This window comes from Algoriphagus aquimarinus (genome assembly GCF_007997215.1).
Lineage (GTDB): Bacteria > Bacteroidota > Bacteroidia > Cytophagales > Cyclobacteriaceae > Algoriphagus > Algoriphagus aquimarinus_A.
Genome location: NZ_VORW01000001.1, coordinates 976,744 through 992,563 on the forward strand (window position 1 = coordinate 976,744; position 15,820 = coordinate 992,563).

Genomic DNA, 15,820 nt, shown 5'->3' on the forward strand with positions numbered 1-15,820 from the left:
CCTGCCGGGTAAGCAAAGAAATTTTGGTGACTGGCATTATTTCGGATGATTCTATTAATATCCTCTCGCTCCGCCATCTTCACTGGAAGAATCAGAAGCGCCTGTGTATAGTTTGGTGGATGCATCGTAGGTAATACCCATCAGCACGCCAATATTAGTAGTCGGTCTGAGTGTATGTCCCATTTTCTGAAGTGCATTTCTGGTGTCTGGAGAAAGTAGATTGTGTTCATATAAGATCACATCCGGCAGCCACTGATGATGGATTTTCATGGCTTCAATAGCTCTATCGACGCGCATATCATAAGCCAAGACATTCAGCACCGTTTGGAAAACCGTGTTGATGATTGTTCTCCCTCCTGGGCTACCGATCACTAGGTAAGGCTTTCCGTCTTTCGCCACTATTGTCGGCGTCATGCTGGAAAGCATTCGTTTTTCTGGAGAAACCAGATTCGGATCGGAACCGATTTGCCCAGTTGTAGTTGTCTTACCAGGAACAGGGTTGAAGTCTCCCATTTCATTGTTGAAAATAAAGCCCAATTTATCCGATCCCATTTTTACTCCATAAGAATTTTCCAAGGTATAGGTCATCGAGATAGCATTACCATCTTTGTCCACTACAGAAAAATGGGTGGTGTTGTCACCGCCGTAAGGATGTCCAAACTGTGCAGGATCAGAAATGGAAGCTTTGTTCATGTCCAGATTTTCAAATCGCTTTTTTGCAAAATCCTTCGAAAGCAATTTATCCAATGGCATTTCAGGATTGAAATCAGGATCTCCCAAGTGCTCAGCTCGATCTGCAAATGCTCTTCTCATGGCCTCAGCGACTAAGTGAACATAAGCTGTAGAATTGAATTCTACTTCGGTGATATTAGCTTCCTCCATCAGATTCATCATCTCGATCAGCGCAACTCCGCCTGAACTTGGTGGAGGCATGGAATAAATATCGTAGCCATTGAAAGTTCCCGTTACTGGTTCACGCTCCACCGCCTCATATTTCTCTAAATCTTCTTTGGTGATGATTCCACCATTGGCTTTCATATAATCCTCTATTTCCTGAGCGACCTCACCTTTATAGAACCCATCACGACCATGCTTCTGGATCAGTTTCAGAGTTTTGGCTAAGGCAGGCTGCTTCCAAGTTTCGCCAGGTTTTACAATTTCACCGTTTTCTCCTCGGAAATAATTTTTCATGATATCCTCTGAAGGGTCACGATCTGATACTCTCACGGCTGCATTATAAAGACCGAAAGTCATAGTAAATCCTTTTTTTGCAAGTTCGACTGATGGTTTAACCAAATCGGACCAAGGTAGTTTCCCGTATTTTTGATGTGCCTGATAAAGCCCCGCCACAGTCCCTGGTACCCCTACAGCCAACAGTCCTTTATGGTTTGAATTGTCTTTTATCTCACCCTTTTCATCAAGGAACATGGTTGGACTTGCTGCCAAAGGGGCTTTCTCACGAAAATCGAATGTGGTCACATCTCCCGTTGATTTCATGAAAACCATAAAACCTCCTCCACCAATATTCCCTGCTTCGGGGTGAGTGACTTCCAGTGCGAAAGCCGTAGCGATTGCTGCGTCGACAGCATTTCCTCCCTTTTTCAAAATATCAACTCCTACTTGCGAAGCGATGACATTATCTGAGACGACCATTCCATTTTCTGCAATGGTTTGGGCATTTACTGAACTGATTAAAAATAGGAGTAGCAATGAAAAGCCAAATGCTACATTTTTAGTAAGGATGTTTTTCATATGATTAAAGTTGGTAGTGAAAGTGGTTTTAGTAAAATTAAGAGAAAATACCACATCAATACCAAGAGTTCTGATAAGCGGAAATAGGCTGGTCAATTGAAGACCAGCAGTTAAAAAAAAAGTAGAAATTATTTCTGAGTCTTTATTGTGGACAGTCTGTGATTAACCACTATCCGCACAATATCTCTATTGAAATAGGCTCCATTTTGACGCTGATTTATCCATTTTTGATAGGTGGCTTCCACGTTCAAAAATGGAGAAATAGACAGACCTAAACCTGCAATTATTCGATTTTGGTCAAAGGTGTATGAAATCTTTTTACCCGCCTGAACCATCAGTTCATCTCCTGCAATCACCTTCAGCACTTGATTTTCATTGATCTTCCAAATAGGGTAGGATGCCAAAATGCGATAGCGGAATCTGAAACCTCCGAAATAATAACCATTTGCCAAACCTGTCTTTTCTAAGTTCAGCTTATGAAAATATCGAGCTTCAGCCCGATAACGATGATCTATCGTGAGCTTTTCAAACTTCTGTTTGTAGGCCATTTCGATATGAGCTCTAAGTTCAGGCTCTACCAAATCCAGTTCTGAACGGGGATTGTTGGGGCTTTGAAAAAAGGTTGCAAAACCTGCAGATACTTCCCATCCGCTTTGTCCTAACTTTCGGTGTACGTGTGTTCTCAGTGACAACTGTTGCTGAGCAAATGGATGAATAAAATGTCGCTCCTGGACTTCTGCTCCTACAGACCAATTCTCATCAATCGGGAGGGTAAGAAAATACCCGTACCAGATAAGTTGCTGATGAGTCACATCTTTCTGAGCTATAGAAGCCTGAGGTAAAAAGCTCATTAAAAGAAAAATAGAAGTGTAAGTAATTGCTTTCAAGCCTATGAGTTAAGCTGCAATTTTACGCTAAATCCTAGTAATTTAATAGGGTAATAAAAAAATATTTATTTGACTTAAAATTGCATCGTTCTGGCCTTAGGAAGTTCCTAGGTACAGTAAACCTATATCAGTATTTAATATCTATATGTAAACTCTTTTAGTTAGAGTTATAGTGTTCCAAATGAGCTATTCCCCCTTTACAAAGGGGGCTAGGGGGATTTACTTAAATAAACTTCTTTGAATCCCTTTTTTATCATCCAAATCATCGATGAAAAAGTTTAATTCGTTGATTACGTAGCTGATATTTTTCTTCACATCTAGATTTTTTCAAACTTATCCACAGTCAAATCTGATTTGACATCACCTGTGTGTTTGGTGCTTTGAGGCTCGAAAAGCAGAACCCAAGCTTCCTCCTCGGCTACGGGTCTGTGCTCAACTCCTCGCGGTACGACCAGCATTTCCCCTTCGTTCAGCGTGACGCTTTCTCCTTCAAAATCAATCTTGAGCGATCCCTTCACAATCAGAAAAAGCTCGTCTTCATCTGTATGATTATGCCAGACAAACTCACCTTTCACTTTTGCCAGCTTCACATCCTGGCCATTCAGTTCTCCAATGATTTTTGGAGTCCAGAGCTCTTTAATCAAATCAAACTTTTCGTTAATATTTACCTTTTTCATAGTCCCGATTTTACTTGAAACATTTTACTTCTTACTACTTACAAACCTTACTATTTACTAGATTCTTACTTTCAGCCACATGGGTCACCCGACATCTCACAACTAGCATATATTTTCAAAACTTCATCTTCTGAATTCGTATTGCATTCAAAATCGCCAATAATGCAACTCCTACATCTGCGAAAACTGCCGCCCACATGGTCGCCATTCCCAGTGCTCCAAGTATCAGCACAATCACTTTCACCCCAAAAGCAAAACTTATATTCTGCCAGACAATCATCTTGGTCTTTTTCCCAATAGAAATTGCCATTGGGATTTTACTCGGTCTATCATCCTGAATCACTACATCTGCTGTCTCAATAGTAGCATCACTTCCCAGACCGCCCATCGCTATTCCTACATCCGAAATAGCTACCACAGGCGCATCATTTACCCCATCGCCAATAAAGGCAACTGTTCCTTTTTGAGCTTTGATCTCCTTGACTTTATTCACCTTATCTTCTGGAAGTAAGTCGCCAAAGGAATTGGGAATGCCTAGCTTATCAGCAACAAACTTGGCCACATTACTTTTGTCTCCACTTAGCATTGTGATGCCAATGCCCATAGATTTCAAGCGATCAATCGTCTGCTGTGCATCCGCTTTTATTTTATCCGAAATAGTTAAATAACCTGCGAATTTTCCTCCGTAGGCTATTGCCACCAAGGTGTGAACAATGTTAGTTGGATCAAGGGGATAGGCAATCGAAAACTTGTCCATCAGCTTGAAATTCCCGACAAGTAATTCCTTGCCGTCAACCTGAGCCTTCAACCCATGTCCAGCAATTTCTTCTACGTTCTCTAAAATAATACTGGAATCAATCTCCCCCACATGGTTCTTTATCGCAGTTGCGATAGGGTGCGTGCTTTTACTCTCCAGCGAATTGACAAATTCTAGGATTTTCGTGCTCTCAAATTCAGGCTGAAGATGAACTCCCTGCACATCGAAAACCCCTTCGGTCATCGTACCCGTCTTGTCCATCACTACCTCTTTGATCTCCGCGAGACTGTCTAGGAAATTACTTCCTTTGAATAGAATGCCGTTCTTACTAGCGGCTCCGATTCCACCAAAATATCCCAACGGAATACTGATCACCAGTCCACATGGACAGGAAATTACCAAGAAAATCAGGGCGCGATACAGCCAATCACTGAACTCATAATTGTCCACAAAAAGGAATGGGATAAAGCAAATTCCTATAGCCAGATAGACTACGATGGGCGTATAGATCTTGGCGAATTTCCTGATGAAAAGCTCTGTTGGTGCTTTTTGTGCCGTCGCATTTTGTACCAATTCTAAGATTCTCGATAGTTTACTATCCGTGTAAGAGGTAGTCACTTTGACTTGGGAAACAGTATTTAGATTTACCATGCCCGCCAAAACCACAGCGCCTTTTTCTTTGGAATCCGGCTTACTTTCTCCGGTCAATGCGGCAGTATTAAAAGAAGCTTTTTCTGAAAGAAGCTCCCCATCCAAACCAAGTTTCTCACCAGGTTTCAGTTGGATAATATCTCCAATGTTAGCGGTTGAAGCTTTGATGGTCTTGGTCGTATTTCCTTCCAAAATCGTCACCTCATCAGGACGCTGATCTAGTAAAGTTTTGATGTTTGTTTTGGCTCGGGTGACTGCCATGCCCTGGAAAACTTCCCCTACAGAGTAAAAAAGCATCACGGCAACACCTTCAGGATATTCGCCAATGGCAAAAGCTCCTAAAGTCGCAATTCCCATCAGGAAAAACTCCGAAAACACATCTCCCTTGATAATGCTCTTGAAAGCTTCTTTCAATACAGTAAGCCCAACAGGAAGATAGGCTGCCAGGTACCAGCCTAGTCTTATATAGCCTGCGAACCAATCTTGAGGAAAAATATTGTCCATCAAAATGCCCGCCAGCATCAACACAAAAGAAAAAATCGCAGGAAGGAAAAACTGGAAAGAACTTGGGTCTCCATGAGAATGATCATGCCCATCGTCGTCGGAATGTCCCTCAGGTGAAGGATCTCGATTTACCTTTGCATCCAGAGAGCAGCAATCTTCGTCTACCAAATTTTCACTAGTATCTTTTGTCGTCATAGTATGATTTCTATTTCATCCAGTTCATTACCTGTTCCACTGGAAGTTTTGCTACGGTATGGCCATCCTTACCCTTCATTGTTTCGGCAGCGAAAAGGGAATTGATAATCGCCTCTTCTGTCGCTTCAATCACAGCCATGAAAAGCGAAGACATATCGTCATTTCTTACAAATTCAGCCGTTTCCAAATTTCCATTTTCGGCTGAATAAGCAACACGAAGTCCTTCGGCAGTACTGAATGCAATCACATAGTCACCAGAGCCATTGGAAGCGATTCCGCCAGTTTTGGCCAAGCCCATAATGGCTCTTTTTGCCATTCGTTCCAGATTTCTGTCCAGCACAGGAGCATCAGTAGCTACAACTATCATGCAGCTCCCGTCAGATTTTTCCATCGCATCACGAAAAGGATGTTTTCCCATTTTTTCTCCCACAGCGACTCCATCTATCTGAAGGTTTCCTCCAAAATTGGTCTGGACAAGCACCCCGACAGTGTATCCTCCCAAACTCTCAGGGAGTTTTCGTGAAGCAGTCCCTATGCCTCCCTTCCAGCCAAAACACACGGTTCCGGTTCCTGCTCCTACATTTCCTTCAGTCACTTTTCCAGACTTGGCAGACTTTATCGCCTGCATTACCTCATCGGAAGAAATATGCATTCCGCGGATATCATTCAGGTAGCCATCATTCGTCTCTCCGACCACAGCATTCACAGATTGGGCATTTTCATTTCCTTTTTGTTCCAAAGAATACCGAACCGCGCCCTCGATCCCGGCAGCGAGACTTAGTGTATTGGTAAGAATAATGGGAGATTCTATAGTACCAAGCTCCTGTACTTGAGTCGATCCAGCAAGTTTCCCGAAACCATTTCCCACGTAAATAGCAGCAGGCACTTTTTGTTGGAAAATATTTCCGTCATGCGGTAAAATAGCTGTTACACCCGTGCGGATGTCATCACCTTCTATTTTGGTGAGGTGTCCCACTTTCACGCCAGGTACATCGGTGATTGCATTTAGCGAACCTGTTGGAAGGACGCCGATGATGATTCCTTTTTCACGTGGTCTTTCTTGAGAAAATGAAGTGAAGGTGAATAGGATGAAGAATACAAATAGGAGGCTGAGGTGTTTCATAGTAGGTGGTTTCCCGAATTTAAAGGTTGTGTCTTCACCAAAAAACCAGTTTGCTATGCAATGCAGGTAATCGGTAGAATTTTTGCACAATTTCTTATACGATTTGAATTTCCATTCATCGACAACTATTATTCAACCAATTTTTCACTAAAAATGGGATTGATCTAATCATCTTATAAATTAGCATGAGACTCCATTTATTAAAAAGAGAAAATGCTGAAAAAAGAAAGATACGAATCCATTATCAATCATTTCCGTGAGAATATGCCCATTGCCGAGACGGAACTTCAGTATGAGAATCCCTTTCAGCTTTTGATGGCAGTTGTACTTTCAGCACAGTGCACGGATAAGCGGATCAACATAATCACGCCGGCCTTATTCGAGAAGTTTCCAGAACCTGAGTTTTTGGCAGCTTCGAATTTTGACGAGCTTTTTCCTTACATCAAAACCGTTTCTTACCCGAACAATAAGACCAAACACCTTTTGGGTTTGGGTAAAATGCTTGTTGAGGATTTTGGAAGCGAAGTTCCTTCTACAGTTGCAGAGTTGATCAAGCTACCTGGAGTAGGACGAAAAACTGCAAATGTGATCACGTCGGTGGTATGGAATCAGCCCAATATGGCCGTGGACACGCACGTTTTCCGAGTTTCGAAAAGACTTGGGCTTGTTTCTCAAACCGCCAAAACTCCCTTGGAAGTAGAAAAGCAATTGATTCGGCATATTCCTAAAGAGTATGTGCATATCGCACATCATTGGCTGATTTTACATGGGAGATATGTTTGCTTGGCTCGTAGACCAAAGTGCGAAGAATGTACGTTGACTCACCTATGCCGGTATTTTGAGAAAAATCAGGGGAAAATCACCAAAGTTGAAACTATAGAATAATGTGCGGAATTCATCTGATTTGGGGCAAAGGAGCGAATGAGGAAGCGATTACTACTATGCTTCAGCAAAGCCAGCATCGTGGCCCAGATCAGCAAGCGAGTTTCAGTCCATGGCCTGGACTTTGGATAGGAGTAAATCGTCTGAAAATCTTACACACAGGTTCTGAAGCAGATCAACCATTTTGGTCTCCCGATGGAAGAACACTGTTGATCTGGAATGGCGAACTCTATAACTATAAGGAAATCCGCAAGCTCCTCATTCAAATTGGGATTTCTTTTATTACCCAGTCCGATACCGAAGTGGTGCTGCATATGCTTCGGGTTTTTGGCACAAAGGGATTAGAGAAAATGAATGGCATGTTTGCTTTGATGTTTGTGGATTTGGCTGAAAAATCTGTGCTGGTAGCTCGTGATAAAAATGGAGAAAAACCTCTCTATTATGCTCAAAATCCTGATGCGCTGACTATTTCTTCAGAAAGTAGAAGTATTCAGACACTTAAAGATTCAGCTTTTGATACCAGGCAAATGGAACACTATTTCTATCTCAGAGCGCCACTTTTAGGCAATACTTTTTTTAAGGGGATTCACGAATGGAAGCCTGAGCGATACAGCAAAATCTCAAGTCATTCAGCATTTCATTGGAATAATATCCGCATTCAATCTAAAGTCACGTCAGAACCGACTTTTGAAAACTTCAAAGAGACGCTGACCGATGCTGTTTTGAACCAATTCCATGCAGATGTACCTGTAGGAATTCAGCTCAGTGGAGGGGCAGATAGCTCCTTGCTTTACGCACTTTGGTACAGAGAAACAGGAACACCGTTACCATCTTTTACCATTCAGGTTGAGCATAACTATCGAAAGAAATATTCTGACGGAAACGCTGCAAGTCGCTTTGCAAAGCAATTTCCATCTCAACATCATCTCATAGAAATAACGCAAGAAATCTTTTGGGAAAACTGGGATGACTATTTGAAAAGTGTGGATCAGCCGATTGGGGATTCTGCTGGATTTCTAAATTGGATGATAGGGAAAGAGGCCAAAAACTCTGTCAAAGTGCTGATTTCTGGGGCTGGAGCAGATGAGTTGTGGGGAGGATATCAGCGCCACAAAGCATTTGATGTTTACCAAAAGCGAAAAAAATTCCTGTTAAAGTTTCAGGGAATTCTATGTAAGCTTCCTCTTGGAAGAAGCTATCAGAAATTCGTTTCAGCTGTAGAATCTGATCCTCGTAAGACCTTTCTCAATTTTTCAGCGTTGGAAACTATTCCAGATGATTTGAGGGAAGATTACGACAGAGTTTTTGATTCAAACCTACCTGAATACACGCAGATGCTAAATTTTGACAGGCAGATTTACTTGGTTCAAGATGTGCTGAAAATTCAAGATAATGCCCTGATGGCACATAGTATAGAAGGGAGAGCGCCGTATTTGGATGCATCTCTGATGGAGTTATGGCGAAATATAAAAGACGAGGAGTTGCTGAAAGGCAAACCTTGGATCAAGAAATACTTGAGCGAACTTGAACTTACATGGATTTCTGAGCGCAAGAAAATGGGCTTTGGATTGCCTTTACAAGAATGGTTTGCTGAAAATGGAGAATTTGCCAAACGTGTTTTTAATTCTATCAAATCATTCGAAAAAACCCATGGATCTCATTTCTCTCCACAGATGAGATCACTGGCTACCCAACCTGACCTGGGTGTAAAACATCATTTTTTAACACTTTACAATCTGTTTCTTCTGGCAGAATGGGTAAAATTGAATAAGCTATGAGGATTATCTACATCCATCAGTATTTCAGAACACCAGACGAAGGAGGTGCCGTGCGTTCCTATCACTTGGCAAAGGGATTGGTGGAGGCAGGACATGACGTAGAGATGATCACAGGAGGATCACAAACTGCGTATGATCAGCGATGGATAGAAGGAATTAAGGTTCACTATTTGCCAGTGAGCTACAACCAGAAATTCGGGTTTTTCAAGCGTGTTTTATCCTTTTTGAGTTACATACGCCAAGCAAAAAAATTGATTATTAAACTGCCAAGGCCTGATTTATTATACATTACGTCCACTCCGCTCACTACAGGTTTGTTGGGTCTATGGGCGAAAAATAGGTTGGCAATTCCTTACATTTTTGAAGTTCGTGATCTTTGGCCTCAGGCCCCGATAGAAGTTGGTGCTATCCGGAATCCACTTTTAAAGCGAATGATGGTTTCAATGGAGAAAAAAATCTATCTGGGTGCCATGAGTCTAGTGGCACTTTCTCCAGGAATAGCAGATCACTTACGAAAAATCACCCCACATCAATACATTCATTTGATCCCAAACTTTTCAGATTTGGATAGATTTTATCCTTTGGAGAAAAATGAGAGTTTGCTCAAGAAATACGGTCTGACAAATGCATTGACCATTGCCTACACAGGAGCTTTGGGTCAGGTAAATGCTGTAGAAGAACTTCTAAATCTTGCTTACATGGCTAAGAAGCGAAGTAAAAACTGGCAGTTTCTGATCATGGGAGAGGGAAGTCATGAAGCTCAGCTTAAAAAAATAGCTTCGGAAAAGTCACTTTCCAATGTCCATTTCATCCCCTTTGGCTCCAAAGAAAAGGTTAATGAGGTTCTCAGTTTGGCTGACTTTGCCTGGATATCTTTTGCGCACTTACCTGTGTTGAAGACCAACAGCCCAAATAAATTTTTTGATGCCTTGGCTGCGGGAAAAGCCATTTTGGTCAATCACAAAGGATGGGTTTTTGATTTGGTAAGAACCCATCAGCTTGGAGTTTCTTGCTTACCTACGAAAGTAGAATCAGCCTTTAAAAAGCTTGAAGAGCTCGAAGAAAACCCGCTAGAGCTTTTGAAAATGGGTGAAAACTCAAGAAAGTTGGCTGAGAAGCATTTCAGTAAAGAGCATGCAGTTTCTCATCTCAAACAGGTAATAGAACCAGGTAAAAATTCTCCTAATTCACAGGACGAGCACTTTATTCTTACAGCTTGATTTTTATTTCCAAACCTGTTCATTAAGCCGCTATATTTTTTTTTGGAAATGGATTATTTCTCCAATAAAGTGGAAGTGTTATTTCATGCCATCAAAATTCGCTTTAATCCTTAATACAGGCATTTTAGGGATAAGTTAATTCGGTGGAAATACCTGATATATAGAGTGGTCAGAAGATTTTTTTTTGCAAAAAATCCAATAATCTTAAAACCAAATCGATGCTGGTTAGTTTCAATGGTTCAACTCAATAGGTAACCATAAACCAACTAAAATGAAAAATTTAAAGATGAATGTCTGGAGATTGCTTTCTCTGGCCATGATAGCAACTTGGTTCCATCTATGTTGAATATTCATGCAACGAATGGAGTTATCCATGTAATTGATAAAGTAATGTTACCAGAATAAGAATTGGTGGGTTTAGTGTTCAAAGCGAGTCTAGGTTTCTAGGCTCGTTTTTTTTAGTGACATATCCAAATAGGTTCATATATGAGAAATAGCCTTTCTAATTCACTCGCAAAAGCTATGTTTCACTTCACTCATTCACCTTCCTAGGCCTATACCCCGATTCTCTAAAAATCTTCTCCGCATCAGGTTCCGCCATAAGTACATCCAGAGGAACGTTTTGATTGAACTGATAATCATCCACGATATTCCAACCTAGCCAACGCCCTAATCGCCCAGGAGCTTTGGTGCTAATGGCATCTGTAAATGGCGCTTCTCCTATGTATTTCCTGATTTCAAAAGGGTTTGTCTCGTAAAGCAATTCATTTTCCACAAAGTGTGACCAGATCAATTCCTCATTGTCAAAGCTTTCCGAAATTGCTTCTGGGGTGTATCCGATGATGTATTGGTCAGAGGTACAAGGCAAAATAGCTTTAGTGAAATGATAAGTCTTGCCATAATAAATCATCTCTGCTAGCAACCTATTGTCCTGAGGGTTGGTCTCATTGAATCTCGCTGAAATAGCCATCACAATCATAGGAACTATGAATGGGCGATCGTAGCGCTCTGCCATGTAGCGCGGAAGTTCTGGCTGAAAAGTATGAGTAGGAGGTAAGAAATAATCCAGTCCTATCACGATCAGATCATCTGTCACAATCAAGTCAGAATTAAATCCAGAAGTAAACGTGTAAACCTTAGGAACCTGGAACTGTGGAAAGTAATATTTGATGGCTTTGAAAGCATTTTCAAGATCTTTTTCTACATCCGAAAAATCTCTAAAGGCGACTTCCACTGAATCATAAAGCACCTTCATGGCTGAATCTTGATGAATAGCTAAGAGCTCTGCGGCCAAACTATCAGGACTTGGGTAAAGATCCATTTGCAGATATTCCTCTGTGAACTCTGGATGTTCCTCAAAGAGATATTTGAATTCTTCCGCTGTCTGTGCAGTGAAAAAATCCTGCTCCAAGCGCGTGATTTTAACACTCAGATCCTGATCTAGGATTTCCGAAGAAAGCTCGCAGCCTTCTTCCTTTTTGCCGCAGGCGAAAGCTAAAATCAGTATAAGAGAAAAGTATATATGTCGAGTGCTGTTAATACGCATGAATAAGTTTTTTTTCAAAAATAGGAATTGAAATGGTAACTGACTCAACGAAATACTTTTAAAGCTATTATCCCCTTACAGCCTTCAATATCAAATCATACACATCAGTAGGTTGAATCGTGGCTGAATTGAGTAAGCTAGCATTCTGTGAAACTAAAAGAGGCTTATCCAAATCATCTTCACTCAATCTACCGTGGGCTCCTTTTACCAAAGTTGCGTCCAGCGGAATTACATCCATCAGATATCGGAAACCTAACTTTTTCTTCAGGACTTTTGATCCGACGGTAAGCATTGGGATCTTAATATCAGGATTCAAAACCAACTCTACAGGATCGTAACCTGGCTTTTTGTGGATATCCACGCAGCGGGCATAATCTGGTGCTTTTGCATCATCTAGCCAGAAATAATAAGTAAACCAGGAATCTTTATCTGCCATCACAACCAAATCTCCTGAGCGCTCATGGTCTATGTGATGCTTCTTTTTACCTTCTTCGTCCAGTACCAGTTCCACACCGGGAGTCTCTTCCAGTAGCTTCTTCACCTGAGGTAAAATAGCTGGATCATTCACATGCACATGGGCTACCTGATGATCTGCCACGGCGAAAGCCTTGGAAGTTCCAGGGTCTAACGTTTCTAAACCTTGCTCATCTTTTACCTGAATCCAGCCTTGATTTCTAAAAATTCTATTCAAATGAACAGGCTTGCTCACTGTCGTGATAGCATATTCGGACAGTAAAATCACTTGAGTTCCTTGTTTTTCGAAGTATGTGATCAAGTCCTCACAAAGCTCATCTACTTCTTTCAGATACTTTCCGATTTTGTCAAAATCAATTCCATACTTCTGAAGTGAATAATCCAAATGTGGAATGTAGATTAGATTCAGAGTTGGATTGTGCCACTCGTCAACTTTCTTGGAAGCTTCAGCTATCCATTTGCTGGATGCTATGTTTGCATTTGGACCCCAGAAAGAGAAAAGCGGGAACTGACCCAATTCTTTCTGAAGCCTATCGCGTAACTCCATCGGCTGACTATGGCAATCGGGTTCCTTTCGGCCATCGGCTAGATAAAGAGGCCTCGGAGTCACTGCAAAATCTGCACTGGAGTACATATTGTACCACCAGAACATATTGGCAACTGTGAAGTCAGGGTTCTCTTTCTTTAGCGTTTCCCATATTTTTGGAGACTGCACCAACTTATTGGATTGTCTCCAAAATTTGATTTCACACTCATCCTGAAAGTACCAACCATTGCCCACAATACCGTTTTCACTTGGCCACTTTCCTGTCAGATAAACGGATTGAGCAGAACAGGTCACAGCTGGTAAAACTGGCTCTACGACAGCTCTCTTTCCTTTTTCAATCCACTTTTTCAAGAAGGGCGTATGCTCACCGATTACTCTCGGAGAAAGTGCAACTATATCTAAGACGACAGTCTTCTTCATTTTAATTCATTTTGTTAATTACCCATTCCAGCTCTCTGGAAATGGACTCACCCAAACCTAAACGCGTGTCTTCAGGTAATACTTCCCATGTATAGGTCTCTACCTCAAGATGATTTGTTAAATATGGATTTTTTAAAATTTCATTGAGTACAATTGAAATTTGATCCTGAGTGGATTCTAAAGCACCGTAATTATCCAAGAATACCGGGACGTGAAAGTGAATTCTCCATTCTTCTTCATCCGTTGTGTTTAAGATTTTGAGTGCTTCCGGTAAGTCAGAATAGGATTGCAAAGTGCCGTCCTTCTTTCTTGCAACTACTTGATGTAGGTAAGTGGATTCCTCAAAAGGCAATAATTTCAACTTGACCAAATCTCTTGCGGCTGGTTCTGCGGGGATTATTACTTTCAGTGCTGCCGAAATTTGAATCTTACCGATCTTGATTCCAGCTTTCTCAAATTTGGTAAAAGTATCTGCAGGTTTTTCATAGACTATCGCGAAGTGACATACATCATAACAAACCTGAATATGCTCCTTCAAAATCTCTTCTGCTTGATCTTCAGAAATGTCTAGTTTCTTAGCAAGCCAAGGTCTCCCAATCGGCAGCAACCAATCTGAAAACAACCAGATCATTTCATCGGAATTTTCTAGAATTCCATCTGGTTCTGGTTCTATATCCAAATGCAGGGACTTGCCAGTTTGTTTTTTGATTTCTACCAATTCTGTAACGACCTCTAGCAAATGCTGCGTGGCAGTTTCCATTCCGGCGTTAAATGCTGTTTCGGATTTGAACCAATGTCTGTAGGAAATAGGAGAAGTGGATATTCCGCCGTCAAGCCCTTTAGGCAATAGCTGTGCTAAGATTCTGAATGATCGAATGGTGTAATCGCGTCGCTCTGTGGTCGTCCAGTCTGGAAAATGAACCTGATCTTTTACTGTCGTGCGGTGAAAATCGCCATATGGAAATCCATTTAAAGTGAAAACGTAAGCGTTTTCGGATTTTAGCCAATCCTTGAATTTAGAGAGTTGATCAGTTTTCTCAAGTACTAAGCTTGCTTCATGAGAAAGGCGTAGACCAATCCCAAAGGATTTATCCACATCCAATCGATCTTTTACTTCTGGAATGTAATTCTTAAGATTTTCGAAAGTTGCTTCCCAGCTTTCTCCTGGGTGAATATTGCTACAGTAACTGAGGTGAAAACCTTTGATTTCCATGAATAAAGATGATTTTGTGCTGAATTAACTATTAACCAAATCTTCTTTTTGGTTGAAACTTTTGAGTAATTCTATAGATTGATGAATCAGCTCGTGATCCATTTCGTGAACTTCTTCTCCTTTGCCTAATGCTTTTAACAGCATTATAGTGAGTTGACCACCTAGGTGCTCTTGGAATTCCTGAAGGCCTTTGATGAGATTTTCACCACCTAATTCCGGAGCAAAAAGCTCAAACCCAAGGGTCTTGAATACGGTGATAATTCTTAACAGATCTGCTTCTGTAATCCATCCTTTCAAATAGGAATAGGTCGAATCCAAAGCAATTCCTATTGCCACAGCCTCGCCATGACGAATTCTAAAATCGCTCAAATGCTCCAACTTATGCGCAGCCCAATGGCCAAAATCTAAAGGCCTGGAAGAGCCGAATTCAAATGGATCTTTCCCAGATATATGATCCAAATGCATCTGTGCACACCGAATGATTAATTCTTGCATAGGTTTCATTTCCCGCTTCGCAAGAGCTGAAGAGTGATCTTCAATCCAGGTAAAAAAGCTTAAATCCTTGATCAAAGCCACCTTGATAGCTTCAGAAATCCCAGATCTCCAATCTCTATCGTCTAGGGTTTTAAGGAAATTGAAGTCGTTCAAAACCGCATAAGGAGGTGTAAAAGTCCCTAGGTAGTTCTTCTTGCCAAAAAGATTTGCAGAGTTTTTTACTCCTACAGCAGAGTCATTTTGCGAAAGAACAGTCGTGGGGATTCGTATCAATCGAATGCCGCGATGGGAAATCGCAGCAGCAAAACCAGCCATATCAATGACTGCTCCACCGCCGATTACCGCGATATAAGAATGCCTGTCAATTCCATATAAATGAGTTGCTTCGACAATCTTTTTATAGATAGCCTCATCGTTTTTTGATGCTTCTCCACCTATTACAATTATAGGTTCACATGGAATAGAAAAGGATTCAGAATGGGCATTGGCATATGCTTTCAGCTGTGCTACTAATTGCGGATGGGCTTCTGCAACTCCATTATCCACCACGAAAAGTACCTTGGCATGTCTGCCCTTGGCCAATAGGTCAACAAATAATTTATTCCCTATGGAGAAAATATCCTCTGAAAAACAGACTTGATATTTGAAGGGTACAGAAAATGATTGTTCAATAATCGTATTCATAATCAACAGGGTATA

13 protein-coding genes are annotated in these 15,820 nt (G+C 41.2%); 4 read left to right on the top strand and 9 right to left on the bottom strand.

Going from position 1 to position 15,820, the window contains the following annotated elements:
- Window positions 1-54: 54 nt before the first annotated feature.
- The 5 genes from ggt to ESV85_RS04415 form a co-directional block, all read right to left on the bottom strand.
- Window positions 55-1,752 (bottom strand): gamma-glutamyltransferase, encoded by a 1,698-nt coding sequence (gene ggt, locus ESV85_RS04395; RefSeq protein ID WP_146915067.1) that lies wholly within the window; start codon window positions 1,750-1,752, stop codon window positions 55-57.
- A 128-nt stretch (window positions 1,753-1,880) separates the two neighbouring features.
- Complete coding sequence (locus tag ESV85_RS04400; RefSeq protein ID WP_146915069.1) at window positions 1,881-2,639, bottom strand: DUF2490 domain-containing protein; 759 nt, start codon at window positions 2,637-2,639, stop codon at window positions 1,881-1,883.
- Window positions 2,640-2,956: 317 nt separating this feature from the next.
- Window positions 2,957-3,316 (bottom strand): cupin domain-containing protein, encoded by a 360-nt coding sequence (locus ESV85_RS04405; protein WP_146915071.1) that lies wholly within the window; start codon window positions 3,314-3,316, stop codon window positions 2,957-2,959.
- Between the two features lie 115 nt (window positions 3,317-3,431).
- Entirely contained in the window at window positions 3,432-5,423 is a 1,992-nt protein-coding gene (locus ESV85_RS04410; RefSeq protein ID WP_146915073.1) for a heavy metal translocating P-type ATPase, read from the bottom strand.
- 10 nt (window positions 5,424-5,433) lie between these two features.
- Window positions 5,434-6,546, bottom strand: coding sequence for a P1 family peptidase (locus tag ESV85_RS04415; protein WP_146915075.1), 1,113 nt, complete (start codon window positions 6,544-6,546; stop codon window positions 5,434-5,436).
- 213 nt (window positions 6,547-6,759) lie between these two features.
- Here ESV85_RS04415 and nth point away from each other — a divergent pair, with 213 nt between their 5' ends.
- The 4 genes from nth (at window position 6,760) to ESV85_RS04435 (ending at window position 10,831) form a co-directional block, all read left to right on the top strand.
- Entirely contained in the window at window positions 6,760-7,431 is a 672-nt protein-coding gene (gene nth / locus ESV85_RS04420; RefSeq protein ID WP_146915077.1) for an endonuclease III, read from the top strand.
- Entirely contained in the window at window positions 7,431-9,206 is a 1,776-nt protein-coding gene (asnB, locus tag ESV85_RS04425) for an asparagine synthase (glutamine-hydrolyzing) (protein WP_146915079.1), read from the top strand. Before nth ends, asnB begins: the two co-directional genes overlap by 1 nt.
- Complete coding sequence (locus tag ESV85_RS04430) at window positions 9,203-10,426, top strand: glycosyltransferase family 4 protein (protein ID WP_146915081.1); 1,224 nt, start codon at window positions 9,203-9,205, stop codon at window positions 10,424-10,426. Before asnB ends, ESV85_RS04430 begins: the two co-directional genes overlap by 4 nt.
- A gap of 339 nt (window positions 10,427-10,765) precedes the next feature.
- The gene (locus tag ESV85_RS04435) at window positions 10,766-10,831 is read left to right on the top strand and encodes a fasciclin domain-containing protein (protein ID WP_146915192.1); all 66 of its coding nucleotides are present in this window, start codon (window positions 10,766-10,768) and stop codon (window positions 10,829-10,831) included.
- 127 nt (window positions 10,832-10,958) lie between these two features.
- On the opposite strand, the gene gldB is transcribed toward ESV85_RS04435, so the two are convergent.
- The 4 genes from gldB to ESV85_RS04455 form a co-directional block, all read right to left on the bottom strand.
- The gene (gene gldB, locus ESV85_RS04440) at window positions 10,959-11,972 is read right to left on the bottom strand and encodes a gliding motility lipoprotein GldB (RefSeq protein WP_146915083.1); all 1,014 of its coding nucleotides are present in this window, start codon (window positions 11,970-11,972) and stop codon (window positions 10,959-10,961) included.
- 67 nt (window positions 11,973-12,039) lie between these two features.
- The gene (locus tag ESV85_RS04445) at window positions 12,040-13,413 is read right to left on the bottom strand and encodes an alkaline phosphatase family protein (RefSeq protein ID WP_146915085.1); all 1,374 of its coding nucleotides are present in this window, start codon (window positions 13,411-13,413) and stop codon (window positions 12,040-12,042) included.
- Between the two features lies 1 nt (window position 13,414).
- On the bottom strand, window positions 13,415-14,626 hold the full coding sequence (gene eboE / locus ESV85_RS04450; protein WP_146915087.1) for a metabolite traffic protein EboE: 1,212 nt from the start codon (window positions 14,624-14,626) through the stop codon (window positions 13,415-13,417).
- Window positions 14,627-14,650: 24 nt separating this feature from the next.
- A complete protein-coding gene (locus ESV85_RS04455) occupies window positions 14,651-15,805 on the bottom strand; it encodes a 3-dehydroquinate synthase (protein ID WP_191321901.1) in 1,155 nt (384 codons plus the stop codon).
- Window positions 15,806-15,820 lie beyond the last annotated feature (15 nt).